Below are 23,488 nucleotides of genomic sequence, written 5' to 3' on the forward strand. Positions count from 1 at the left end.
CATGTGCCGAAGCCATTCCTGCTGCCTTTCTGCCAACGCCCGTTTCAAGAGGCCGTGCGCACCAAACGGTGCGCAACAATTCATGTCTGCATGACCTGTGTGATGCGGTCGTCTTGGGTTAGGAAACGCCTTCGCTGCGCCGTTTGAACAGCAGAGATTCCAAGGTGTAGACAAGGATTGCCATGCCAATCGCACCCATCACCGCAATGCCAAGAAAGACGATGTAATCCACCGGGCCACCCAGATCCGCAAGATGTGAGTCGGTCATGACCATGACGAACCAAACGGCAAGCACCGCGCCCACCGGCATGGACAGCTGAGCAAAGAGAAACTTTTTCCAGCTGACCTCTCGGTCCCGGACAAGGACATAGACGTATCCAACCGTCACCAGCACTGCGGCACCCAGCATGGTCCAGAACAGGCCCTGACCGAATATTTCTTCGAAAACTGCGATCATCGTTCCAAAAGTAAGGTCTTCCATGTCTGTTCCTCCTTATGCGCGCCCACGCAGCATGGCATTGTAGGTTGCTTTCAACGCCACCTCTTTCATCAGCCAACTGATCCATAACTCTTCAAGCGGCGCGATAAGGCCGGGGAAGGACGGGACCAGATTGTCGTGGTAGTCGAATTCGACCAGCATCGCGCGGCCGATCCGCGTGATCATTGGACAAGAGGTATAGCCATCATAAGCCTCAGTGCCCTCGCCGCCCTGAATCGCGGCAACAAGGTGATCCTCGACAACCGGCACCTGCCACTTGACCGAGGCCGCCGTTTTGCCTTTCGGGACACCCGCGACATCACCCAGGGCGAAAATCTCGGGATATCGCAGATGACGCAGGGTCTTCATATCGGCCTCAACCCAGCCCTGATCTGTCCATTTGTCAGCCCATGCCAGCCCTGACTGGACAACAAAGTCCGGCGCGCGCTGGGGGGGGATCACGTGAAGATAATCATACTCGATCTCTTCGGAGCCCGTGTCCGTCGCAAAGGTTGCACGCTTGGCGGTTGCGTCGATAGAGGTCAGCGTTCGGTTCATCATCGTGTCAACGCCGCGATCCTCAAACAGCATGCGCACCTTTTCCGCCACAATCGGAACCCCGAACAGCGATGATTGTGGGGCTGCGTAAACCATGTTGACCCGACTTGCATTGCCCGCCCGCCGCGCGATGTCGTCGATCAGGAATGTATGCTTTAACGGCGCACCCGCGCATTTCATCTCGGTGGCGGGGCGGGTGAACAGACCTGTTCCACCCTCTTGCGTAAACCGACTGGCCGCTTGCCAGGTACGGGCTGCATACTCGGGCCCGGCATAAAGCGCACCGATCCCGTTTTCACCAACCATATCAAGGCTGAACCCCTCGATAGCATCATGATCAAGGACCAGCCCGGGTGCCACGACAAGCCAATCGTAGCCCAAGGTTTCGCCGCCTTCGGTCGAAACGGTCTTGGCTTCGGGATCAACCGCCGCAACACGGTCACGCAGCCAGGTCACATCCCTGGGCAACCATTCTCCGGTGTCAGACACCACATAGCCCGATGGCTTTAGCCCAGCCGCAACAAGCGACAGGCCGGGTTGATAAAGATGGTCGGTGCGCGGATCAATCAAGGTGATCTGTGCGCCGTCAAGTCGATCCGTCAGGCGATTGGCAAGGCTGGTTCCCGCAGCCCCGGCACCAATGATGACGATCCGGGCATTGGTCTGAAACGGGCTGGCTTGTGCAGACGCTTTTTCAGAGACCAAGGTGGCAGCAGCCCCTCCCATCACAGCAGCAGATAGAAATTGTCGTCTGTCCATGTCTTTGTCCTCCGAAAACCCGCTCTGACAGTGTTCGAGCCGCGTATCAGCACCCCACATGCAAAGCTCTTTATTCAACTTTACCATTTAGGAACCGGAACACTCGGTGACATTGTCACAAACAAATGGGACATTTGAAAATGGTGCGGCTGTGTGTGGCTTATCCGGATGATGTTTCCCGCCTTGAACGCCTTCAACGGACACTCTTGGTTGAACTACAGATCTGGTCCTGGAAACGGGTCTGCTGGCGCAATCTCGTGATGATGTCTGTTTACCGCGCTGCACAGCGAAAAAACGCCTTTGGCAATACGCGACAAGGCGGCAGGGGCGGTGATCAGAATGCGGCCGCGTTGCTGCTCGATCCACCCTTTGACGGCAAACGCCCGAAGCCTGCGCGACACGACTTCCCGTGCTGTGAGCAAGTCCTGCGCGATCTCGGCATGGGTTGCCCGAACCGTACATGCCTGCGCGTGGTTCAAAAGCCAATCCGCAAGGCGTTGATCAAAGCCCAGTACGTTTTTTGACGACAGCTTGGCGAAAAAGATCGGCAAGCGTCTTGCATGCCCGGCGAACAGCGCGCGGCGGAATTCCGGTTGGCCATGTACCAGCAGGATCAGGCTGGTCGGCGACAATTCGATCCAGGTTGACGGAGCCGTACACAAAGCGCGAATGGAAATCTCGCGTTCCGACAGAATGGCCGCGGTGAGCGGCATACAATCCTGCCCATCCGTCGCCCTGCATTCAGCCCAGGCCATTTGGCGCTCAGACGTGCGAAACCGCACCGAAAGCCGCCCGGACGTCAAGAACACGAATGCGCGCGGACGGCCGCGCCACCGAAAAGCAATGTCACCTTCCTGAGCAATGCGTGTCACACCACCCGCATCAAGAAGCGCCCGCTGCAACACAGGCATCGGTTTGACCGCTTGCTGATGTCTCCCCCCTAAGTGCGTGTGCATTTCCTCTAATCCCGTGCCAAGGTTTGACCTAAGACAGGCACCCCCGCCACGGGCAGGGCAAACAAGATATACCAAAGCGCGCTGTGCATAACGGGTCTCCGATCATGATGCCGTATTCTGCCATTAAACTCGCAAACCCGACGGTGACATGATCACCAAGTGCATCATCTCTAAATCAAACCGTTAGCCCGAAGCGCTTTCCCCATCATATATTAAAACACATAATCTTGATTATAGGATGAATGGGCGCCGGCCCGGGGCCGCTTTTGTATCATCGAATTTACCTTGATATCTGTCGATCTTGCAGACCTGAGTGCGTCCGAGGTCTTTATTTCCGCGATATGTAAACGGCACCCGGTTTTGAGGGGTCGTCAATATCAAACCCGGCCAATTTCAACTAATCCGCGCGCATTTGACGGGGAATTCTCAATTCCCGATCCCAAACTTTGCCCAATCAAGCCATATTTCGCACATATTCCCAATTTATGAGAATTTTTAACTATTCTTATCAAGGTCTCCACCATGACAAAAGACAACACGATAGACTTGGCTCCCCCGTCGACTGATGAGCTGCCGAAAGGTACAGAGCTCATGTCGGGGCAGTACACGATCACCGGGTATCTTAACCACGGTGGCTTTGGCATCACATATCTCGCAACCGACAGTCTGGACCGCCAGGTTGTTGTCAAAGAGTGTTTCCCGGACACCATGTGCCGCCGCGTCGGGCAGGATGTGCATGCACGGTCACAGTCTCATGCCAAAGAGCTTCAGGCGGTGATTAAACTTTTCCTGAAAGAAGCGCGCGCCTTGTCGAAGTTGAACCACCCCAACATTGTTGGCGTGCATCAGGTTTTTGAAGAGCATGGCACCGCATATATGATCCTTGACTATGTCAAAGGGTCGGACTTGCTCAGCTATATCGAACAGCGCGGCCGCGCGTTGATGCCGACCGAAATCGGCCGCATTCTTCGCAAAACGCTGGATGCGGTGGGTTTTGTCCACGAGGCAGGTCTGTTGCATCGCGATATATCGCCGGACAACATTATCCTGACGGATGATCATGAACCCATCCTGATTGATTTCGGCGCTGCGCGGGAGCAGGCCACCAAAACAACCCAGGCGCTGTCTGCTCTGCGCGTGGTAAAGGACGGATATTCGCCGCAGGAATTCTACCTTGCCGGCAGTGCCCAGGGGCCGTCCAGCGATCTGTATTCTGTCGCAGCCACCTTTTACCACATCATTGCGGGCAGCCTTCCGCCTGACAGCCAGGTGCGCCTGACGGCCCATGTTGGCAAGGCATCTGATCCTTATGTGTCATTGAGCAAGGTTGTTGACGGCTACGATGGCAATTTCTGTGCCGCGATCGACAAAGCGCTGGCCGTGTTGCCGAAAGATCGGTTCCAGACCGCTGCCGAATGGTCAGAGGCGCTGGATTCAAAGGCGTCCGGGTTGCGGGCGAAAGCCGTTGTCAGCGCGCAGCGTATGTCGAAGATCCATTCCCGCCGCACTACACGCAAAACGCGGGTCACAAGCAGGCAGCAATCCAAGCTGCAAAAGCAATCCAGCGGGCTGTCCGTTGGTCGGATTGCAGCCGGTGTCGCGGTCTGTGCGCTTGTTGCCGGTGGTGCGTTTGTGGCGCTTTCCCCGTCCCCGGAAGCGTCGACGCCGATGATCAACGCCGCAGCGAAACCGGCGGCTGAAATCGACCAGACCGCAGCGGTCGTTGAAACGGCGGCTGTGCAACCTGTAATCGAAGCGGTAGCTGCGCTGCCCGTCCCGGTTGTCGAACAGGCCAGTGTCACACCGCCCACGGTGCAAACAACCTGGGCTGACGGTTGGATCACATTGTCTACACAGGCCGAATTGCCGTTTGCGTTGGATGATGAGGGTGTGTTGCTTCCGGCCGACGCAGAGCGTCTGGCCCTGCCAATTGGGTCACGTCTTCAGGCGGTTGGCGGCATCCCCGTTACCGGACGCGATACGGCGCAAAATGCGATCCAAACGCATCTTGACGGCACAGATCAAGCCACCGCCCGGGTTGCCTTTGATTGGGCCGTCGAAGGCGAAGAGGTCACGGTGCGCACATTGGCGGACGTCCCTGTATCGTATGAAACCAGTTTCGAGAACGGTTTGCGCTTTGCCGTACATCCTGCCAACGGGGCCTGGGTGACATCGGTTGTCGATGTTCCGCAATCCGGTGTTACCGGTCTTGCCGTGGGTGACGAGGTTATTGGACTGATGAGCGAGAATATTCGCCTGTCGGACATCACATCCTTGGCGGAAGTGACATCAAACGCGATATCGAACGCGCGTTCAGAGCTTGATCTTGCGATCCGTCGCAATGGCACGCTTTGGAACGTGAACGTCAATTTGACGGCAACGGATGCGGCTGGATAACACTATGAACAAGCGATTTGCTTTTACATCTGCACGGTGGACCAAATCCGTCAGACCGTCAGACACATCATCAGCGGTGATGTCCCGCTTTGATGTCGGCAGCGCCCTTGATTGCGGCAAGCGGGATTATCAACAAGACACGCTTGTCGCCGATTTTCCTGCAGGTGACGATTATGGCATCGCCGTTCTGGCGGATGGCATGGGTGGCCATCAGGGCGGCGAGATTGCCAGCGCGCTGGCCGTCGGAGAGGCGTTTGCTGAACTCAAAACCCGCTCCATCCTGTGCCGTGCGCAGACCGAAGATGTCACAGAGTCACTGCGCAGCTCGGTTCATCGGGCGAACACGGCATTGGCCGATTATCTGTCAAATGCACCCGAAACCCGCGGAATGGGTACGACGCTTGTCGCCTGTATGACCGTGGGGCCGGATCTTTATTGGGCCTCGGTCGGTGATTCACTGCTGTATCTGTACCGCGATGGAAATCTGGAGCGGCTGAACGCGGATCATTCCATGGCCCCCAGTATCGATGCCATGGTGGCCACCGGCATGCTGGATGAAGAGCAGGCGCTTAATCATCCGCAGCGCAATCAATTGCTTTCGGCGATCTGCGGGGCTGAATACAAATATCTGGATTGCCCCGATACACCGACCAGGCTTAAGGCAGGCGATATTCTGGTTATGGCAAGCGATGGACTTCAAACGCTGTCAGACGCGGATATTTGTGACTGTATCGAACATTTTGAAACAGCTTCCGCAGCAGATATCTCAAAAGGCCTGTTGGAAACTGCGTTGAATGTTGAACACCCGGAACAGGACAATATTTCCGTTATTGCGTTGAAAGTGGAAAATGACGGTGCAATTTCGGAGAAATCCAGAACTGCGCAAAAAGGTACTACGCAAAAGTCGCAAAGTAGTATTTCCAAAAAAACCACTGACGAAGATATCGAGGAAGCCTCTGATCTGCTGAACGAGGCGTTTTTCGGATAAAGCCGAAAACCACAACCAGCACAGTCAAAGCCCCTGCGTGATCCACGCGGGGGCTTTTTCTTGGATTATGAGTTTTCTCAAAAATTCCTATAATTTTCTGGAAATTAACACATTTCATGAGGATTTTGTCTTAGTTTCGTCACCTTATACGGGCAATTCTTATAAAAATGGAAATTGAAAGCGAGAGACCCTGTAAATGATTGTTTATTCACACCGCTTTTCCGGCGTTCTCCAGCAGATGGTGTTAGAGCTTGGATTAGATATGGTATTGTCAGACGACACATCACCAGTTTCCCTTGCGGATAATGAGGCAATGCTGGCGGATGTTGCGAATGGGCTTGGAATTGAATTGAAGAAAGTCGCCGCTGCGAATGGCAGTGTGCTCTTCAAATTCCAAAGGCGGGCGTAATGGTCGCCAAGCCTTATATCGATGGCAATACGCCAAACCGTGCGGGTGTTCCGCTTGCCCGGTCTCAGCGTCTTGCCAAGCGCGCCGGAGAAGAAACAGGTCGCGGAGCGCCTGTTCTGATCACACTCACAGTCGCCTCTGCTATTGCAATTGGTGGTGCTGGCTATTTCTACGGACAACCTGGTGAAGCCGGGATTCCAAAAACCGAACAGATGGCCGAAATGGTCGCGGCTATTGCACCCCCTGTGGCAACGCCAATAGACACGCCGCTTTTTTTCGCCGATGCGGTCGAAGACGCACCAGCAGATGTCGAACTTGCCGCGGTTGACCTGTCTGCCCCCGACATGGAGGCTCTGATCCAGCCGGAGGTGGCGGAACCTATCACCGCCCAGGCGATAAGCTATACGCCCCCGGCTGGTCTTGCCCCTTGTGTGGCGCGCATCGAGGATCGCTTGAACGCGCTTCACGGTGTGGCAAATGTCAGCACCGACTGGGACACAAAGCGTGACAGCATTCGTGTCATGGCCCAGGCGACCCTGGATTGCGACATGGCGCGCATGCAGCTTGATGGCGATATCGAGCTGGCAGCGTCTGGCTTTGCCAGCTTGCGCGTGGAGTGGGACCGCGACGATGCGGCTCTTAACCTGAAAATCGTGGACAGTGTTTCGCAGGACGCCCAGGTGGTTGCCTATAGCGATGATGGTCTGCCCGTCGAATTTCTGATCGACTAAAAGGAGGCTAATCCAATGGAATCATTGCCGGATCTTGATACAGTCTTGAGCACACTCAATACGGGGTGGACGAATTTAACCGACAATGCCGCGGTATGGGCCGGTGTCGCACAGGCGAAAGGGGCCGAATTGGTCTCTACCGGGTCGGTTATGGGCGGCGACCTGTTGTCGAAAGCCATGATGGTGGACTTGCCCGTGCCAGACACCGCGTTGCTTGCGGCCTTTGCCCTACTGGTTGTTGCCACATTCCTTATCGCGCAGCAGTCCAAAAACAAGGTACGTGGCGAAATCGAAGATCTGTATCAAGCAGAACTTCTTTTGGCCAACCGCCGGGCCCAGCAGGCCAAAGGCGAACTGCGCCGCGCCGAATTGTTGATCGAGCGCGAACGGCAGAAACGCCGCCGCGAAGCGTCCCGCGCCCATCAGAAAACCCGGCGTCCGACACCCAAGCTTGTCGAACCCGTTTCACAAACCGCCTGACCCAAACTTTAGAAAATTGACCGGAGCAAAACAATGAACCTCACTCGTCTTGTCTACTACAGCCAGCGTAACCCTTCGATCACGATCGATATGTCGGAACTTCTTGAAGTGTGTAAGCGCAACAATGCCGCGATGAACGTGACCGGTATTCTGCACTACAATGGCAATCACTTCCTGCAGGTGCTTGAAGGCGGTCGCGCCGAAGTCAGTGGCATTTACCACCGGATTGCATCCGATCCGCGCCACGTGAACATCATTCTGATGTCCTGCCACGATGTCCGCGAACGGATCTTCCCGACCTGGTCAATGGGTCTGCACGAAGGGATGGGCGATGAAACCCGCGAAATCTTCCTGCGGTATTTCCCAAGCAACACGGTGAACCCGGAAGCGATCAGCGTCGACAGCCTGTTGGACTTCTTGCAAGACGTGTCCAGCGAATTGGCCTGATCGCCAATCCCAAGTGCTTCGACACAAAAAGCCCGGCGCGTTCTTTCCCTCAGACGCGTCGGGTTTTTGCATGTCGAATGTCACACTCCAGACCGCGCTTTGAACCAAGGCGTTTTGTGCTGCAGGTATCAGCGAAGCGCAGATTGCCAGGCGGTCAGGATTTGCGCCGCGTCTTCGGTGCGTACCAAGGCAAGGCACTGCCGATCCCCGATCACCGCAACAAGCGTCGATTGCCCGTCAGCGCCCCACTGGTCAAGCAGACGCATATGGGCTGACTGATCCTCGGACAGAAACGGGCCATGGGCGTGATCAAACGCTTTCCATCCCGAATCCAGAATAGCTTCCAGATTGCCAATGGCTTCGGGATCACCGGTCACGCTGTCGATTTCCCACTCTTTCAACGCGATCATGGTTATGGCAAGCGGCGTCACCCGATCCAGAAACTCTGTCATCGGATCTTTGTCATCCTGCACCTGTTCTGAGCTCCAATTGGCTTTTAGCGTTCGGATACTCACCCCGGAACCCAATCCGGTTCCAGCCCCTGACACGCGCTGCCGCTCGACGGTCAGTGTGCCTTCACGGGACAGCAGCGTGTTCAGAACCGATCCCAGCTGCGCCATGGCCTGCGGTTTTTCGGCATCGATGGGAGCCCCAATCAGCTCTGCCGGAGCAGTCAGATCATCGGTTGCCGCGACCAGCATTTGCACACGCTTGCCGCTGATCCGCAGGGTTGCAGAGCTGTTGCCAACCGAAAATAGCGCATCCCGCTCTAGCATCGTGTCATCAATCGCCTGAAGCAGCAGCGTCATGCTGTCAGACGCCCCGGCGCGCCCCAAATGAAGCGCTTTTCCGTCAAAGGTGTCGTCGGATGTGAGCGCCGCCAATTTGCGGGCAAGTGGGTCTTTTTCGTCCATGCGCCCTACCCTCCAGAAGCAATCTGCGAAAGACATTTCCTGGCCGCCGGCAAAAGACCGTCCATATCGGTCTGAAGCGTGCAAAGGCAGATCAGGCCATCATTGGGTTCGTCAAAATCCCTGAGAAACAGGCGAAACCCGGTCTGGGTGCCGACAATCCCGATATGCCCGCCATCCAGCATGAGCGCAGCTTCTTCGCACAGCGCGTTCAGGCCATCCTGGGCCTGAGTGTTGTTTCCATTTGTTGCCAGAACAAGCTGGGTAGACAGATCTGCATATGCAAGCGTCTCGCAGCCTTCAAACGTCTCACAAACGGCATCCAATGCCTGTCGAACCATCGCGCGCACACCTCGTTTTTGCCCCGCGTCCTAAGTAAGCCAAACGTCGGGACAGCGAAAGTCCTATCACTGTCTCAAGGCATGCGTGCGGTCCTAGTCCTGGGAATTCGATTGGCCCTCTTGAAAGATCGACCGCAGTTTCGGCCCGCTGTTCGACATCGGCACTCTGGAGGTGGTCAATGCGGCCAGCTCTGAGGCAGACATGGTGCTGGCTTCTGCGCGGATGCGCGGGCGTGGTTGGCGGGCACCTACATTCTTTGGTTTGACCCGCCGCGGAATAACCCGTTCGGGGCTGACCGAATTGTCAGGTTCCGCTGTTTGCGCGGCGTCAAATGCAGATGGCGTTTCGTTCTTGAGTTCGGGCTGCGGTTCAGGCGCAGGCGAAGCTACGGCCGCAACGGACACAGGCGCGTCTTGTGACGGCAGTTCCAATCGGTCCGTTGGCTGCGATGCTTCGACTTTGGCAGCTGGCGGTTTGACCGTCTGATGTGTTGCGAACAACGTTTTTTCGGTTGTTGCAACAGTGTCGGTCAGGTCTTCGACCATTTTCAGGAAATACTGCAAGAAATCCAAGCCGCCGCTGGCGTCGAACGCCGCGTAATCATCTTCTGCCGCCAGGGCCGCTGTCAGCGACACCGGGAAGGTTGCGGCAAACAGCCCGTCGGTTTCCTTGGCAAGTCGCGCCAAAACGCGGCGACCGTCCCGTTCTGTTGTAAGTTTGTCAAATTTCGTAACAAGCAGAATGGACCGCGCGCGCACTTCTGCAGGAATTGTCTCCCAGACGGACGCCTCGGATTGGCGCCAGGCTTGCGTGGCATGGGTACACCAGACCACCGCGTCGACCTCGTCGAGCATCCGCTGCCAGACATCTGACGACATATTCGGGTCCGAAATTCCGGGAAAATCAATCAGATCGCAAAGTTCCAGCACCTCGGTTTTAAAGAAAAGCCGGATCACCCGCGTTTCTTCGACCGGAATACCATCAAGATCTTCAATCGAAATCGGCTCTTCATGGCCGTCCACGTCAACACGATACGGCGCAGCCGTGCCTGCCGACATCCACACCGGAGACAGGCGGGTCGCGGTCACCTTTTCCGGCAACGGACGCGCGCCCAAAAGCAGGTTGGACAGGGTGCTTTTGCCTGAGCTGAATTCGCCCATCAAAGCGATACGGGGTTTACGGTTCTGCGTGGTCATTCCTGGTCTCCGGGGTCATTCGTGTTCAGGACGGTTTTAGGTTGGCCGTGTCGGGCGGGCGGGCCGTGTCGGGCGGCCCTCTGGTTCGTCTTCCGGCTCGGGATCATCGACTGCAAACTCCTCGAACAGAATGTCGAAAAGTGCATCGCGCTCTTGCTGTTCGGTGATGCCGAAAAGGCCGTTCAATTCGTCCAGAGAGATATGTGATTTCTGGCTGACATCTGTGAGAATCCCGCATTGCTCGGACAGAAAATCAATTAGTTCGGCAATCGCAATCTTGCGGATGTCCTCGGTTTGCGTGACCTTCATGTCATTGATCATCGGCGCGGTTTCCGCCTCGATCAGCTTGTAAAACTCATCAGCATAAGACCGGTAGCCCTTGCGGCGCTGCCACCAGCCCGACCACCACGATCCCTGCATATCAAGCGCGATGGTTTGCCCGAGCGTGGCAGGCGGCGGGAAGGACGGGGGTTGCGGCGGAGTGATCCGGAAACCGTCCACCGTCGCTGACAGCATGTTCTGATATGTCTCGGTGATCGAAGACGCACCCGCCAGAAAAATATCCTTGGTCGCCTTCTCGGCCTTTCTGCTGAGCATGTGGTAGCTGGACCGCAACAATACCCGCAGGCCATCGGGTGAATACTGCCACAATTCGCTTGGGCCCTTGCGTTCTAGATGATCCAAAAGCGAGTCGACTGCGCGATCGAGGAACCGTTTATGGGCCTGATCGACCCTTTGTTCATAGCTGTGGAACAACGCGTCAAGCTTGCTGTCCAGCTCTGCCACCAACCGCGCCTCGTTCTGGCGCAGCGTTTCGCGCAGGGTCTCGGTGTCCATCATGTCCAGCTCGGCATCGTCCAGACGCAGGGATACAACAGAGCTGGAGGCCTGAAGCCCTTGCAAATGGTTCAGAGCGCGGCGCCGCATGGCGCTCAGCATCTCTTGACCTTCGCCAGCGGCAATCCGTTCTCCGATCTCCTCAAAAAGCCTTGGAATGCCGGACAATTCCCAGATCCCGGCGGCGTTTAACGCCTTATGAGGCGTTCCGATGCCCTGGGCATAATTGGCCAAGGCATTTGCGCTGTCCGGAACGATCTGGTCTATCAGATCCTGAATGGCCATGTTGCCCCAATAGGCAGAGCCAAAGATAATCTTGAGGTCTTTGGGGCCGTTATGTTCTTCCAATGTGCGCTGGATCGAGCTTTCGATTTCCTGCAATTCCGTTGCCGGATTTGCCAATTCGTCGATCCGGTTCACAAAAATGATCACCTCCCGCGATGTCACGTTCGAAATCAGCCTGATCAGTCCCAGATCAACCGAATTCAGCGCCTGCGTCGCAGACAGGACGACAACGCAAATCCGGCTGCCACGCAGCGCGTTGATTGTCACCTGTTCGCGCATCATGAACGTATCATTCACGCCCGGCGTGTCGCGAATGCACAACGGCAACGGAATGGCCGGCGCGTCCAGATACAGGTCGGCCGATTTGGTAATATCGGCAAACTGGCCTTGCAAATCCTGCAGATCGGCATCGCCGAAATCATCGCCCATACAGACATATCTCTGTAAAAGCGCATCATCGAAATATTTGAAATCGTGGGTCTGCCCCAGCAATAGTTCAAATTTGCGGCCCAGTCTGGCTTTGGATTTTTCGCGCATTTCCAGAACCTGCTGGCGCACTTTCTGGTTTTCCTCATCGGCTCCCGCGCGGCTGGACAGCTCGCCAAGGCGGCCACCCTTTTCAACCAGATGATCCCATTCATCCTGATCGAAAAACTGGAATGATGCCTTTGGCGCACCATCTCGTTGCGGCGTGTTCACATGCAGCGATGTCACAACAGACGTCCAGGGGTTCACATCCGCGGGCAGCAGGTCAGGCATCCCGACCATCGTGTTCACCAATGACGTTTTGCCCGACTTGATCTGGCCGATCATGGTGATGGACGGCTTGAATTCGGTAAGTGACTTGATGAGTTTCTCGGCCTTCTTGGCAACCTCGGGCCCGCCAAAGCTTTTGAGATCCTCGATAGAGTGTTGCACATCGAAAAGATCGTCTTTCACGGATTGCAGCGGCTCCATCCCGATCTGCGAAAAATCACGCTCAAGACCTGTGCGTGTGGTAGAAAGGTCGGCTGTCACGGGCTCGCTGGCCTCGACGCGAATGCATTCCGCTCTCATGCTGTCCTCCTTTTTGTTATTGGCTCAGAACCCTGCGCAACGCAGATGCCGCCCGGTGTCGTGCTGATCGTGTCAGCAATGGGATACTGTTTCATTGATGGTGTTCAGGCGGCCAGTTCGGCTTGTATCTCGTGTTTCAGTTGGATCATCAGGCTCAGCGCATCCAGCGCGACGGTATCGCCCTTCTCAAGCTTGATCAGCTGAACAAGGTCTGCCGCATCGTTTGCCATGTCGCAGGTATGCTCCAAAACCGGATCGTTTTCAGAGCTGGCCTCGGCCAGATAATCTGCAATCCAGGTCACGGTATCGACCGATACATCGACAACCGTTGCCTGGTTGATCTCGTCGTTTTCCAGTTGATGCGCCAGCGCGTTGCCTTCTGCGATCAGTTGATCCACCACCTGTGTGCAGGCGGCGCGTGCCGCAACGCTCAGGGTCGGCGCGGCCCCTGCGACCAGATCGGGATCTGCCGTTTGGCTCTCGTCTGGATCTGTCGGCGCGGCCTCGGATGGAACCGTCTTTGGCGCGGTTTCTGGCGGCGCGGCGGTGTCTTCTGTGGCATCCTGCGCAGGGAGGTTTGGTGCGATATCCTTGGCCGGGGCCCAGGTTTCGGGATCAAAATCAATTTGCCGCAGAAAGATGTCAGCCGCGTCAGCCGCGGCGCGTTGTCCGATCTCGACCTCTCGCAAAATGGCCGAAATAAGCGCCATGCCACCTGATGCGCGCAACGCCTGCTTGTCCACTGTGCCATCGGCGTGCCGCGCATTGACCGCTGCCAATGTATCAATCGGAAGGGTTTTATAAAATGTCTCGCTGCCAAGCGTCTGCGCACGATCAGAATATTCAGACAAGGTCCCGTTCGCGGCAAGCTCATCGGTCTTGGTGAGCATGAGAAAGGAATGATCCAACAAATGGTCGGGCAGCAAAGTCCAAAGCGTTTCTTCAACCGGATCACAATACTGGGTACACCAAAGCGCGATATCCGTCCGCTTGGTCGCCCATTTCACGGCCCGTTGTTGTTCGGCAAGATCGCTCCCGACAACCACCTCCATCATCGAAAGTTTCCGAAGCGCGGGCAAAGGCAGTGACAGGTCAACAAAGACAGGCTGACGCTTGGCGATGGCGTTCAGATCAATATCGTCCAGAACTTCGATATCACCATTGGGCATCGTGCATTTTGCTTGCGGGGTCTCGCCGTACTGAAAGGACAAGGTCGGCAGATACAGACCATCCGGGATGACATTTTTGCCCAGAAGCAGGTTCATCAATGTGGATTTACCGGCATCGGGAAGGCCAAGAACCGACAGGCGCAGCACCTGCTGCATATTGGCAAGAATTTCCCGCCCCTGCGCGGCAAGCGCATCGGACAAGACACCCGAGTCCAGCGCCTGGATCAGATTGTCCTGGCTTTCCTGCACAACATCCCGAGACGACATTACTTGCCTCCTACAACCATTTTGAAGGCCTGAGCCCCGCCGCCTGCCGCGTCCGTCGCCGCAAGGGCCGGTTGCCCGGCGGCCGAAGCTGCCACGTCCTCGGCGGGTTTGGCCGCATCAAGATTGACCACGCGCGTGACCTTTCCGCTTTGGTCGGCCACCACATCAATCGGCTTGGGCGCGATCGTCCGCTCCATCGGGGTGTTGTGATTCAGCTTGATCACCGCCAAAGACACATTGTCCTGATCAGGATCGGCAAGCGCCTCAATCGCCTCAAGCAGATATCCCGCGATCTCGGCACTGCTGCGTCGGCGGTATTTCTGAAGAATTTTCTGGATCTTGGAATCTTCCAGGTATTGCAGCCCGTCGCTGGAGACGACAACAATATCGCCGACCTTCAGTTCAAAAGGCGTGCGCGGGCAATCCGTCCGCGTCACTTTTTCACCAATCAACACAGAGGTCAGACAATTGCGGTCCGGATGGTTTTTCGCCGCTTCTTCGTCAATCAATCCTTGTCTGGCCATGAAATCAATCTGCGGGGCCATTGAATGATCTTCATTCAATTGCTGCAACTTGCCGCCGCGCAGGTGGTAAAGCGGGCTGTCACCGATCGACAACCAGAACATCCGGTTTTCGACCAAAACAAGCGAAACAAGCGTCGCGCCCATGCCACGGGTTTTGGGATTGTACCGGATATATTCGCGCACCGAAGTGTTCGCCTCTGCCGCGACCTTGGTCATCAGGTCGGGGATATGGCGTTCCTTCTGAACGAAATTCGCACTTTGGAATTTCAGTTCGCTATAGACCTCTGTCACGATCAATTTGGACGCAACATCACCGGCCGCGTGGCCGCCCATGCCATCGGCAAGGACGACGACACCGGTGTCTGTTCCGAACGGGAAATCTGTGACAATAGCGTCTTCCTGATAGTCGCGGCCGCCTTGGCAGATCGCGGACGCCACATCAAATCTGGGTTTAGGCGATCGCCACATCATCGCTCTCCTCTGGGTTATCGGTATCAGCCCAGTTGAACTCTTCTGTGCACAACGGCACGAAATGCAGCTCGGTCTCACCGATCTTGATCTTGTCACCCGCTTTGAGCGTCTCGTTCGAGATAACGGGGCTGCCGTTCAGGCGGACAATGTTCTTTTTGCCACCATGGCCCAGCATGAAAGCATGAGTTTCGGTGTCGTACACAATGGCCGCATGATTGGTGCGAGAAATTGAATTATCGCCAAAATCAAGCTGGATCGCCTGATCATCACCGCGTCCGATCTGGGACATGCCGGGTTCAAGCGTGAAACACTCGCCCCGGCCCGGCCCATCGGCAACCAAAATCCAGCCAACCGGAAACTTTGTGCGTTCCGCTGGTTTGGTGGGCGGTGCAGCGTCAAACATCGGAACAATATCAGCAGCACCGCCATCAAAGCTCAGAACGCGCGTTGCGTTCCGGCGACGGCGGATCGGCTGGGCCGCAGGGGCCTCGGCAGAGTCTGTGTCGTTTTCGTCTTCGATATCCCAAATGTTCACCGCTGTTTCCGAAGCCTCTTGCGCCATGATCGCCCGCGCCTTTTCCAGAATTGCGTCGGATTGTTCGTCATTTGGCCCTTGCTCTTCGGACCCCAGCGAAGTCAGTTCATCAACCACCTTGATCTTGGCTGTGCGTTTGACCGATGGGTCATCATCGAAAGACGACTGCGCTGCATCTTCGCCAAACCCGATCACCTTTTCAAAGGCCGGAACATCGTCGGAAACAGCCTCGGGTTCTTTTGATTTGCGGGACATGATGTCTCTGATAAATTTCATTTTTCTGCCTTTCGTTTCGCTTGCATCACGGGAGGTGGCGCACCTGGTGCCTAAAACAGGAGGACGCGCTACAAGTCTTGGTTGGAGCTGGGCGTGCGGGTCTGGAGGTCCGATGCGTCGCTGATCTCGCTTTCGGAGGGTGTGATCCCCGAACCCGCCAATCCGCCCACCACAATCAACGCAACCACAGCCGCGGCCGCCGCCATAAGCGGGACAAGAAGACGACGCTTGGCAGGTTTCGCTTTGGCATTGGGGGAAGATCGTGGCGGGACAATCTGGGACACCACCTGCGCTGCCGTTCGGGTGCCTTCCATCATCTCAAGCCATTGTTTTGCCGATTGCAGACGATCTTGAGGAAGTATCGCCAGCGCCTTGTCGATGGCGGCAAGGACGTTGCCGTCATACCCTTTGACGCGACCAATAAGCGGGACAAACGGGTCTTTTTCCCCTGCCGCGATAGCCGCCAGCCGGGTTTGGCTATTGGGCGGAATATCACCGCTGATCAGATGATAGAACGTGGCACCAAGGGCATACAAATCGCTGGAAGGCGATTGCTGGCTGCCCTGGACGTAAAATTCCTGCGGAGAATAGCCGTCTTTGACAACGCGCATCGCTGACAACACACGGCTCTTTTTTGTTGCCTCTTCCCGCGCAGACCCGAAATCAATAAGCACCGGCCGCAGGTTTGCATCAAGCAGAATATTGTCAGGGGAAATGTCACGATGCAGGATGTCCTTGTCATGCACATATTGCACAGCCTGCAAGGTCTCTTTCAAAAGATGGACAATCTGCTCGGCGGTCAGGCTGTGGGTCGCCTCCTCGATTGTATCAAGAAGGTCGCGGCCTTCGACGAAATCAAGCACCATATAGGCGGTTTCATTGTCTTCGAACACCTGATGAACACCCACGATGTTGGGGTGTTCCAGTTTTGCAAGCCGGCGCGCCTCTTGCACGAACAGCTGCACAACCGACCGCAATTCCTGTGATTGCGACTTTGACCGCGCACGCACCGTGTTTCGCGTTCTGTCACAAAAGGACGACGGGAAACATTCTTTGATGACAACTTTGCGATCAAGGCTGTCAGAGGCAAGATACGTGATCCCAAATCCACCGGAATTCAGGTATTTCAGGATCTTGTATTGTCCCTGAAGCAATTCGGTTCCGGGGGCCAGCTCATCAAGATAATGCTCTTGGCTATCATCTTCTATTTGCGGTGCATCGGCCATTTTCAATCTCGTTCCAAAGTTCTTTTGGGCTGTCGTGCGATCTGCACGCTTTAGATTTTTCTAGATTTGAAACTGGACAAAACCGTGTCATTGTTCAGGTGTTTCTGCGAAGTCACAGAAATTTTCGAAATAAAAAAAGGTGATGTGCAGTAACCTTGTGTTAACTTTCAGAACGCAAAGCACGCAAAGATCGACTCACACACACGGTTTAGCCAAGTTGCTCTAAATACATATTTTTTCTGAATGTTTGGCCAACTTATAAACGAGCCCTCGTTCAACATTCTTGCATTTATGTTGTAAAATCAAAACCGGCAATTGTGCAGATGTAGCGAAACGAAACGGCGCGATTAAACGATGGCAAAAATGTGTTTCCCAGAGTTAATAATTTAGCAGTCTATATCACCGGTTATGATATTGCTTATCTAAAAACTGTAACTTGGTTTATCAGAATTCTCTCACGCAAAACGAAATCCCGCCTATTCGGCGGGATTGACTTATTCAGTCATGTTCATATCAAGTTTGAAAGCAGTTATCGAAAACCGCACGGTTCAGCACCAACACGAGGTGCCGACCCGTGTAAGCCTTAGCTTTGATTGGCGGCTTCGATCCACACCTCGACCCGGCGATTGATGGATTGACCCTGCTGCGTCACATTACAAGAGGTCGCGGCCACTTCTCCGAACCCGGCGGTGGCAATTTCAACATGGGCAATTGCGTCGCCCCCGGTGTCGCGCAGGGTATCCGCAACCCGCGCTGCGCGTTTTTCTGACAACTCGCGATTGCTGTCAAAGGGGCCAACATTGTCGGTGAACCCCACCAGCGTGATATTCGTGCCCTCGGGCTGATCGGCAAGATAATCGACAAGACGTTCCATATCGATCACGGCCCGCTCATCAAGCCGCGACGACCCGGATCGAAAGCGGAACGTCGTGGACAAACGGTCATAGCCGGCCATCTGATCCAACATCTCGCGCATCACGCCTTCTTCATAGGCGTCCGTTTTCGCCTCAAGCAGCATCCGCGCGCGTTGGCCATCCATGTCCTGCGGGCGGCGGGTGATGCCAAGATCAATGAACCCGGCCTTGGCGATCACGCTGTCCGCATCCTCGGACAACGCGAACTCAAGAAAATCGTCCGCCAGCGCATTGTCCAGATCGGCGCGGTTGTAGAGATACAGGCGCCGTTTCAGCGGGTATTCCTCGGTTTTGGCCGAAAACGCATCAGGTTGGTGAACGATGCCACAGGCGTTGACAAGGTTCATCGCCTTTGCACCACGCTGGTACGCATAGGGCACAAAACCAATCGCAGCCGGGTCTGCATTTACCAAAGCGGCCATGTCTGTGTTGCTGTCTGCAATGATCTCTGACGCAGTATTGGTGACACGGGCACTGCCAAAGATCGACGCCTCGAACGTTGTGCGCGCGCCGGTGTCTTTGGCGCGGCTGACCACCTGAATGGGCAGGTCATCACCGCCCAGCTCGCGCCAGTTCGAAATGCGCCCGGCATAGATATCACGCATTTGGCCAAGCGTGATCTCGGACACGGGGTTGGACGGATGTGTAATGATCACGATGCTGTCCACCGCCAGGATATGTTCCTGGTTTGGGTCAATCATGTTGCCCGCACCCGCTTGTTTCAGGGCGCGTGCTTCCTCCGGCAGAATGCGACGCGACGCCATGCCGATATGTGCCTCACCTGTCATGAGGCCCTCAAACGCATCATCTGTAGAGGACGGGCTCACAAGGTAGCTTCCGATCTTATCACCAAAACCGGACTCGCTGACAAAATTTGCCAGGATCTGTTCGCCCTGCGGAGCTTTGACAATGGCGGCCTCGGCATCAAGATGGGCGGCGTATCCGGACAACAACAGCGGCATCAAGCCGTCGCCAATCGCGTCAGAGCCGACAAATTTCAAATCGGCAGCGTCGGTATCAAATGTCGGGCAGGCCGCCCCTTCGCAGCGCACACGCGCCGCTGCCACACGCAAATCGCCAAGTGCGGTGCGGATCACGTATTCCGTGCCGGTAAAGTCTACGAATTCGCCTTTCAGATCGACATTGCCATCAGCGGATTTCAAGACGACATCACCTGCATTTGCCGCATGTGGCAACAACGACGCCGAAGCGACAAGTGATGCAGTCAGGGCCGAGCGTTTCAGGCGGGACAGTAGGTTTGACATCGTGAACTCCATTCAGGTGCGCGATCGGCGCAAAATCGTCAGTATTCGGGAAAAGATCAGAGGTTGCGCTGCCACTCTTCGGCAGACCGGACGCGGTCTTTGGGAAGAATGGACAAGGCACAATCCAGCGCATTGCAGAACGCCATATCGAAATCATCGGTCAGGTGGCTGAGCGGGATGTACGGGTCTGGCTTGCCCGCAAGATGGGCAGACAGGCGGGCCTGCCCATCGACGGGCATCACCCCGGTGATAAGATGATAAAAGCTGGCGGCCAGAGCATAGAAATCGCCGGTTGTGTCCTGCTTGCTGCCCGACACGAAAAACTCATGCGGTGCATAGCTGCTCTTGGAAATCGGCAACTCTGACCGTGAACCAGCCCGGCGCGCCAGCGTTTTGAGCGTCGCGCCAAAGTCGATCAACACCGGTTCATTGGCACCTGTGACAATGATATTCTCGGGCGAAATATCGCGGTGCAACAATCCCGCGCTATGTACCTTGTCCAGCGCATCCAGTGTTTTGTTCAGCAGGTCGCGCACATTGTCGGCGCTCAGTTGCGGCCAGCTGTGTTCGATAATCTCAAGCAGGTCCAACCCGTCAATGAACTCGACCACGATATAAGCCGTTGCGTTTTCCTCGAACACCCGTTCGACGCAGGCGATATTGGGATGCTGCAGTTTCGCAAGCGACCGGGCGTCCTGAAGAAACAGGTACAGCGTCGCTTCCAAAACCGGAGCAGCAGCGCTATCGCGTGGCACAACGTTTAGACCGTGACGCTCGCAAAATGCGCTTGGGTAACATTCCTTGATGATGACAGCACGACCATTCCGATCCGCGGCCAGATACGTGATACCAAAACTGCTCCAGCTGAGCAGCTCTGTAATCGCGTAATATCCATCATGCAAAAGGCAACCGGGTTCCAGAACCTCGCTTGCAGTTTCAATGACGGGCCGTTCCATCAACGCTATAGACATGATCATTTCCTCACAATCAGAGATTTGATTCTCTTATTCTGAGAAATTGAGGCAAATTCAGGAGATAATTCGTCAACCTTAAGGGCGCGCAAGCCTTATACCTGCCGCATTTCATGAGACGTGAAAATTTGACTATTATTATCAAGCACTTGACAACCCACTCTCAGATTTTGGAAGCCGTCCGGAAAAATTGTTTTTTCTGATAAATCAGCTCTTTACCTTGGGTCACGTTGTAAAAAAACACCGCATCGCAACCGTATTTACGGCCGAACATGCGCGAACGCGCAAAACTCTTCATTTCCGAGCCGAAGGATCGCATATTAAAAATCACCGCCGCCGAATGCGCGGCAAACGCCGCAACAAACGGAGTCGCAATGGCGCAAGCACAGCAAAATGTCGTATCCATCGACGTCTATGGCTTTCTTGGCCGCCGCCTACGCGAATTGCGCACCGCGCGCGGTCTGACCCAGGCCGAGGTTGCCCGGACGATCAATGTCAGCCCGCAACAATACCAGAAATACGAAGACGCTCAGAGCAAATGCAACCTGACCTATGTGATCGCACTGGCCGATTTCTATGGCGTTCACGTCAATTCGATCCTTCCGGTGGATGCCCCCTCCACTGACGTCGCCGACCCCGCGCCGATCCCGGCCGCCCCCCCTGCCCCGTCGCCGGCCAAACAAGAGGCCGATGCAGACTTGCCACAAGAAGCCGATTTGCTTGCACGTCTGGTCAGTTCGTTTGTTCGCCTGACGGATGCCAACGAAAAACGACGTCTGGTTCAACTTGTCGAAGCCATTGTCACAGCCCACGAGAAGTAACCCATGAGCTCTTACGACGACACTTTTGATGATTTCATCGACCAACATGTCGACACCGGATTCGGTGAAGAAGCCAAATCAAACTCGGCGGTGATCTGTCTTGCCGGGTCTGGAAACATCGTGATCTACGCCTCGGAAGAATTCGAAGCCCATACCGGCTATAGCGCAAGCGAAGCGGTGGGGCGCAATCTGTCATTCCTACAAGGCCCGGACACCGAAGCCGAGGCCGTCGAGTATTTCCGCGAACTGATCAAGACAGGTTCGGCAGGCACGGTCAGAATCACGAACTACCGCAAAGATGGCACGCCGTTTCTTCACGAATGCGAATTTCGTCCGGTGAAAGACGAAAACGGGACCGTCACCCATTTCGTCACCATCCAGCGCCCAGTCTAAGTCCACCCCCCTGCCCGGTGTGTACCTGTTGCCCGTGCGGCACGACAGTGAGCCAACGGCCATGCCCCCCCACATGCAAAGCATTTCGCAATATTGCACTGGAACGCATTGAACAGCGGTGCGTTTTCGTTAGGCTATTCACAGAAGTCTTATGCAAACGACCGGCGCGAGGCGCACGCCACGTGCAACCATAAAGGGAGATCTTTGATGACCCGACTGACCCTTCTGACCACCGTTGCAACATTCTTGACCACCACGGCCTTTGCCGCCGATATCCAGCCCGGCGATACCCTCGCGGACGACCAGACCTTCAAGGTTTCGGTGCTGGATCAATTCAAAACGATTGACCCGCAGCTGATCGAGGAAACGATCGGCAACCATATCGCCCGGCAGCTTTTTGAAGGGCTGACGCGGCAGGATGCGGATGGCAACGTCATCCCGGCCATCGCAACCGACTGGACAACCGACGACAACCAAACCTGGACATTCACCCTGCGCGACGACGCGCGCTGGTCAAACGGCGATCCGCTCACCGCACAGGATTTCGTCTACGCCTGGCAGCGCGCCGCTGACCCGGCGACCGCATCGCCCTATGCTTGGTATGTCGAGCTGACCAGCATCGAGAACGCAGCCGAGATCGTGGCCGGTGAGGCCGATCCGGACACGCTGGGTGTCGAAGCGGTGAACGAACACACTCTGCAGGTCACGCTGACCCAGCCGCTGCCGTTCTTTCCCGCCATGACCACCTATTCCACCCTGTTCCCGGCCCATCAGGCAACCATAGAGGCGCATGGCAAAGACTGGACGCGACCCGGCAATCTTGTTGGCAACGGGGCCTATATGCTCAAGGATGTGTCGGTGAACGAAGTGGCCACTCTGGTCAAAAACCCGAATTACTACAATGCCGATGACGTGGTGATCGAAGAGGTTCAGTTTTTTGTCGTCAACGACCGCAATCAATCCCTGACCCGCTATCAGGCCGGTGAATTTGACATGATGGATGACCTGCCCGCAGGCACTTATCCGCAGCTCAAGGCGGATTACCCGGACGAGGCCCATTCAACCCCACGCCTGTGCAGCTATTATTATGCGTTCAACTTCACCGATAGCGGCCACGAAGCGTTGCAAGACGTCAAGGTGCGCAAGGCAATGTCCTATGCGGTCAATCGCGAAGTGATTGTCAATCAGGTGCTCAAGGGCGGGCAGTCTCCGGCCTATAACTTCACCCATGAAGCAACCGCCGGGTTCGAAATGCCTGACATTTACTATGCCGACATTCCGTACGGCGAAAGAATGCAGCAGGCCAAGGCCCTGATGGAAGAAGCCGGCTACGGTCCCGACAACCCGATCGAACTTGATCTGATCTACAACACCTCCGACAACCACAAGGCCATCGCCACGGTGATCAGCCAGATGTGGAAACCGCTGGGCGTGAATGCGGTGCTGTCGAATTACGAATGGCAATCCTATATCGACATTCGCGGCGAACAAAATTTCGATGTGGCGCGCTCTGCCTGGTGCGGCGATTACAACGAAGCATCGACTTTTCTTGATCTGGTGACAACGACACATGGATCGAATGACGGCAAATATTCCAACCCAGAAGTGGACAAGCTGATGCGCGAATCCCGCCAGATGGCCGATCCAAACGAAGCCTACACAAAGGTTGAACAGATCCTTGCCGATGACATGGGGATCATTCCGATCTACCACTACACGCAGAATTTCATGCTCGACCCACAGATCCGTAACTGGCCGATGAACAACGTGGAAAACAACTGGTACGTTCAAGACATCTACCGCGCTGCGGCTGAGTAACATCTGAT

23 protein-coding genes are annotated in these 23,488 nt (G+C 55.5%); 9 read left to right on the top strand and 14 right to left on the bottom strand.

Annotated elements, in window-relative coordinates:
- Positions 1 to 118: 118 nt before the first annotated feature.
- The 3 genes from ACG74X_RS19170 to ACG74X_RS19180 form a co-directional block, all read right to left on the bottom strand.
- Positions 119 to 481: a DUF5368 domain-containing protein gene (locus ACG74X_RS19170; protein WP_411236935.1), complete on the bottom strand. Its 363-nt coding sequence runs from the start codon at positions 479 to 481 to the stop codon at positions 119 to 121.
- Positions 482 to 493: 12 nt separating this feature from the next.
- On the bottom strand, positions 494 to 1,795 hold the full coding sequence (locus tag ACG74X_RS19175) for an NAD(P)/FAD-dependent oxidoreductase (RefSeq protein WP_411236936.1): 1,302 nt from the start codon (positions 1,793 to 1,795) through the stop codon (positions 494 to 496).
- A gap of 215 nt (positions 1,796 to 2,010) precedes the next feature.
- Complete coding sequence (locus ACG74X_RS19180; RefSeq protein WP_411236938.1) at positions 2,011 to 2,508, bottom strand: Crp/Fnr family transcriptional regulator; 498 nt, start codon at positions 2,506 to 2,508, stop codon at positions 2,011 to 2,013.
- Between the two features lie 765 nt (positions 2,509 to 3,273).
- Here ACG74X_RS19180 and ACG74X_RS19185 point away from each other — a divergent pair.
- The 6 genes from ACG74X_RS19185 to ACG74X_RS19210 all read left to right on the top strand — a co-directional run bounded on the left by ACG74X_RS19185 (position 3,274) and on the right by ACG74X_RS19210 (position 8,203).
- Positions 3,274 to 5,148, top strand: coding sequence for a serine/threonine protein kinase (locus tag ACG74X_RS19185; protein WP_411236940.1), 1,875 nt, complete (start codon positions 3,274 to 3,276; stop codon positions 5,146 to 5,148).
- A 4-nt stretch (positions 5,149 to 5,152) separates the two neighbouring features.
- Positions 5,153 to 6,136 (top strand): PP2C family protein-serine/threonine phosphatase, encoded by a 984-nt coding sequence (locus ACG74X_RS19190; RefSeq protein ID WP_411236942.1) that lies wholly within the window; start codon positions 5,153 to 5,155, stop codon positions 6,134 to 6,136.
- Between the two features lie 196 nt (positions 6,137 to 6,332).
- Positions 6,333 to 6,545, top strand: a complete 213-nt coding sequence (locus ACG74X_RS19195) for a hypothetical protein (RefSeq protein WP_411236944.1) — start codon at positions 6,333 to 6,335, stop codon at positions 6,543 to 6,545.
- Positions 6,545 to 7,276, top strand: a complete 732-nt coding sequence (locus ACG74X_RS19200; protein WP_411236946.1) for a hypothetical protein — start codon at positions 6,545 to 6,547, stop codon at positions 7,274 to 7,276. Before ACG74X_RS19195 ends, ACG74X_RS19200 begins: the two co-directional genes overlap by 1 nt.
- A gap of 15 nt (positions 7,277 to 7,291) precedes the next feature.
- Positions 7,292 to 7,756: a hypothetical protein gene (locus ACG74X_RS19205; RefSeq protein WP_411236947.1), complete on the top strand. Its 465-nt coding sequence runs from the start codon at positions 7,292 to 7,294 to the stop codon at positions 7,754 to 7,756.
- Positions 7,757 to 7,789: 33 nt separating this feature from the next.
- Positions 7,790 to 8,203, top strand: coding sequence for a BLUF domain-containing protein (locus tag ACG74X_RS19210; protein ID WP_411236948.1), 414 nt, complete (start codon positions 7,790 to 7,792; stop codon positions 8,201 to 8,203).
- 128 nt (positions 8,204 to 8,331) lie between these two features.
- Here the strand turns inward: ACG74X_RS19210 and ACG74X_RS19215 are convergent, their stop codons facing one another.
- The 11 genes from ACG74X_RS19215 to ACG74X_RS19265 all read right to left on the bottom strand — a co-directional run bounded on the left by ACG74X_RS19215 (position 8,332) and on the right by ACG74X_RS19265 (position 20,854).
- Positions 8,332 to 9,117 carry a hypothetical protein gene (locus ACG74X_RS19215; RefSeq protein ID WP_411236949.1) on the bottom strand — a complete coding sequence of 262 codons (786 nt, stop codon included), beginning with the start codon at positions 9,115 to 9,117 and terminating at the stop codon, positions 8,332 to 8,334.
- Positions 9,118 to 9,122: 5 nt separating this feature from the next.
- Positions 9,123 to 9,455: a hypothetical protein gene (locus tag ACG74X_RS19220; protein ID WP_411236950.1), complete on the bottom strand. Its 333-nt coding sequence runs from the start codon at positions 9,453 to 9,455 to the stop codon at positions 9,123 to 9,125.
- A 93-nt stretch (positions 9,456 to 9,548) separates the two neighbouring features.
- Complete coding sequence (locus ACG74X_RS19225) at positions 9,549 to 10,652, bottom strand: dynamin family protein (RefSeq protein ID WP_411236951.1); 1,104 nt, start codon at positions 10,650 to 10,652, stop codon at positions 9,549 to 9,551.
- Between the two features lie 36 nt (positions 10,653 to 10,688).
- Positions 10,689 to 12,830: a dynamin family protein gene (locus ACG74X_RS19230; protein ID WP_411236952.1), complete on the bottom strand. Its 2,142-nt coding sequence runs from the start codon at positions 12,828 to 12,830 to the stop codon at positions 10,689 to 10,691.
- 104 nt (positions 12,831 to 12,934) lie between these two features.
- Entirely contained in the window at positions 12,935 to 14,266 is a 1,332-nt protein-coding gene (locus ACG74X_RS19235) for a hypothetical protein (protein ID WP_411236953.1), read from the bottom strand.
- Positions 14,266 to 15,258, bottom strand: coding sequence for a PP2C family protein-serine/threonine phosphatase (locus tag ACG74X_RS19240; RefSeq protein WP_411236954.1), 993 nt, complete (start codon positions 15,256 to 15,258; stop codon positions 14,266 to 14,268). The genes ACG74X_RS19235 and ACG74X_RS19240 overlap by 1 nt, the downstream gene beginning before the upstream one ends.
- Entirely contained in the window at positions 15,242 to 16,072 is an 831-nt protein-coding gene (locus ACG74X_RS19245; protein WP_411236955.1) for an FHA domain-containing protein, read from the bottom strand. Before ACG74X_RS19245 ends, ACG74X_RS19240 begins: the two co-directional genes overlap by 17 nt.
- 68 nt (positions 16,073 to 16,140) lie before the next feature.
- Complete coding sequence (locus tag ACG74X_RS19250) at positions 16,141 to 17,298, bottom strand: serine/threonine-protein kinase (RefSeq protein WP_411236956.1); 1,158 nt, start codon at positions 17,296 to 17,298, stop codon at positions 16,141 to 16,143.
- A 583-nt stretch (positions 17,299 to 17,881) separates the two neighbouring features.
- Positions 17,882 to 19,477, bottom strand: a complete 1,596-nt coding sequence (locus ACG74X_RS19255) for a substrate-binding domain-containing protein (protein WP_411236957.1) — start codon at positions 19,475 to 19,477, stop codon at positions 17,882 to 17,884.
- 56 nt (positions 19,478 to 19,533) lie between these two features.
- Entirely contained in the window at positions 19,534 to 20,448 is a 915-nt protein-coding gene (locus ACG74X_RS19260; RefSeq protein ID WP_411236958.1) for a serine/threonine protein kinase, read from the bottom strand.
- A 163-nt stretch (positions 20,449 to 20,611) separates the two neighbouring features.
- On the bottom strand, positions 20,612 to 20,854 hold the full coding sequence (locus ACG74X_RS19265) for a hypothetical protein (protein WP_411236959.1): 243 nt from the start codon (positions 20,852 to 20,854) through the stop codon (positions 20,612 to 20,614).
- On the opposite strand from ACG74X_RS19265, the gene ACG74X_RS19270 reads away from it, so the two are divergent.
- The 3 genes from ACG74X_RS19270 to ACG74X_RS19280 all read left to right on the top strand — a co-directional run bounded on the left by ACG74X_RS19270 (position 20,823) and on the right by ACG74X_RS19280 (position 23,480).
- A complete protein-coding gene (locus ACG74X_RS19270; RefSeq protein ID WP_411236960.1) occupies positions 20,823 to 21,269 on the top strand; it encodes a helix-turn-helix transcriptional regulator in 447 nt (148 codons plus the stop codon). The genes ACG74X_RS19265 and ACG74X_RS19270 overlap by 32 nt on opposite strands.
- Positions 21,270 to 21,272: 3 nt before the next feature.
- A complete protein-coding gene (locus ACG74X_RS19275) occupies positions 21,273 to 21,662 on the top strand; it encodes a PAS domain-containing protein (protein ID WP_411236961.1) in 390 nt (129 codons plus the stop codon).
- A gap of 207 nt (positions 21,663 to 21,869) precedes the next feature.
- On the top strand, positions 21,870 to 23,480 hold the full coding sequence (locus tag ACG74X_RS19280) for a peptide ABC transporter substrate-binding protein (RefSeq protein ID WP_411236962.1): 1,611 nt from the start codon (positions 21,870 to 21,872) through the stop codon (positions 23,478 to 23,480).
- The last annotated feature ends 8 nt before the right edge of the window (positions 23,481 to 23,488 follow it).

Origin of the sequence: Marivita sp. S0852 (genome assembly GCF_046591575.1) — a bacterium.
Lineage (GTDB): Bacteria > Pseudomonadota > Alphaproteobacteria > Rhodobacterales > Rhodobacteraceae > Marivita.

Bases quoted from the DNA above. Each gene is read 5' to 3' on its own strand.
- ACG74X_RS19175 (WP_411236936.1), bottom strand. From the start codon at position 1,795: ATGGACAGACGACAATTTCTATCTGCTGCTGTGATGGGAGGGGCTGCT.
- ACG74X_RS19240 (WP_411236954.1), bottom strand. From the start codon at position 15,258: ATGTGGCGATCGCCTAAACCCAGATTTGATGTGGCGTCCGCGATCTGC.
- ACG74X_RS19230 (WP_411236952.1), bottom strand. From the start codon at position 12,830: ATGAGAGCGGAATGCATTCGCGTCGAGGCCAGCGAGCCCGTGACAGCC.
- ACG74X_RS19170 (WP_411236935.1), bottom strand. From the start codon at position 481: ATGGAAGACCTTACTTTTGGAACGATGATCGCAGTTTTCGAAGAAATA.
- ACG74X_RS19210 (WP_411236948.1), top strand. From the start codon at position 7,790: ATGAACCTCACTCGTCTTGTCTACTACAGCCAGCGTAACCCTTCGATC.
- ACG74X_RS19260 (WP_411236958.1), bottom strand. From the start codon at position 20,448: ATGTCTATAGCGTTGATGGAACGGCCCGTCATTGAAACTGCAAGCGAG.
- ACG74X_RS19225 (WP_411236951.1), bottom strand. From the start codon at position 10,652: ATGACCACGCAGAACCGTAAACCCCGTATCGCTTTGATGGGCGAATTC.
- ACG74X_RS19235 (WP_411236953.1), bottom strand. From the start codon at position 14,266: ATGTCGTCTCGGGATGTTGTGCAGGAAAGCCAGGACAATCTGATCCAG.
- ACG74X_RS19270 (WP_411236960.1), top strand. From the start codon at position 20,823: ATGGCGCAAGCACAGCAAAATGTCGTATCCATCGACGTCTATGGCTTT.
- ACG74X_RS19205 (WP_411236947.1), top strand. From the start codon at position 7,292: ATGGAATCATTGCCGGATCTTGATACAGTCTTGAGCACACTCAATACG.
- ACG74X_RS19255 (WP_411236957.1), bottom strand. From the start codon at position 19,477: ATGTCAAACCTACTGTCCCGCCTGAAACGCTCGGCCCTGACTGCATCA.
- ACG74X_RS19185 (WP_411236940.1), top strand. From the start codon at position 3,274: ATGACAAAAGACAACACGATAGACTTGGCTCCCCCGTCGACTGATGAG.
- ACG74X_RS19215 (WP_411236949.1), bottom strand. From the start codon at position 9,117: ATGGACGAAAAAGACCCACTTGCCCGCAAATTGGCGGCGCTCACATCC.
- ACG74X_RS19280 (WP_411236962.1), top strand. From the start codon at position 21,870: ATGACCCGACTGACCCTTCTGACCACCGTTGCAACATTCTTGACCACC.
- ACG74X_RS19190 (WP_411236942.1), top strand. From the start codon at position 5,153: ATGAACAAGCGATTTGCTTTTACATCTGCACGGTGGACCAAATCCGTC.
- ACG74X_RS19180 (WP_411236938.1), bottom strand. From the start codon at position 2,508: ATGCCGCTCACCGCGGCCATTCTGTCGGAACGCGAGATTTCCATTCGC.
- ACG74X_RS19275 (WP_411236961.1), top strand. From the start codon at position 21,273: ATGAGCTCTTACGACGACACTTTTGATGATTTCATCGACCAACATGTC.
- ACG74X_RS19245 (WP_411236955.1), bottom strand. From the start codon at position 16,072: ATGAAATTTATCAGAGACATCATGTCCCGCAAATCAAAAGAACCCGAG.
- ACG74X_RS19250 (WP_411236956.1), bottom strand. From the start codon at position 17,298: ATGGCCGATGCACCGCAAATAGAAGATGATAGCCAAGAGCATTATCTT.
- ACG74X_RS19265 (WP_411236959.1), bottom strand. From the start codon at position 20,854: ATGGATACGACATTTTGCTGTGCTTGCGCCATTGCGACTCCGTTTGTT.
- ACG74X_RS19195 (WP_411236944.1), top strand. From the start codon at position 6,333: ATGATTGTTTATTCACACCGCTTTTCCGGCGTTCTCCAGCAGATGGTG.
- ACG74X_RS19200 (WP_411236946.1), top strand. From the start codon at position 6,545: ATGGTCGCCAAGCCTTATATCGATGGCAATACGCCAAACCGTGCGGGT.
- ACG74X_RS19220 (WP_411236950.1), bottom strand. From the start codon at position 9,455: ATGGTTCGACAGGCATTGGATGCCGTTTGTGAGACGTTTGAAGGCTGC.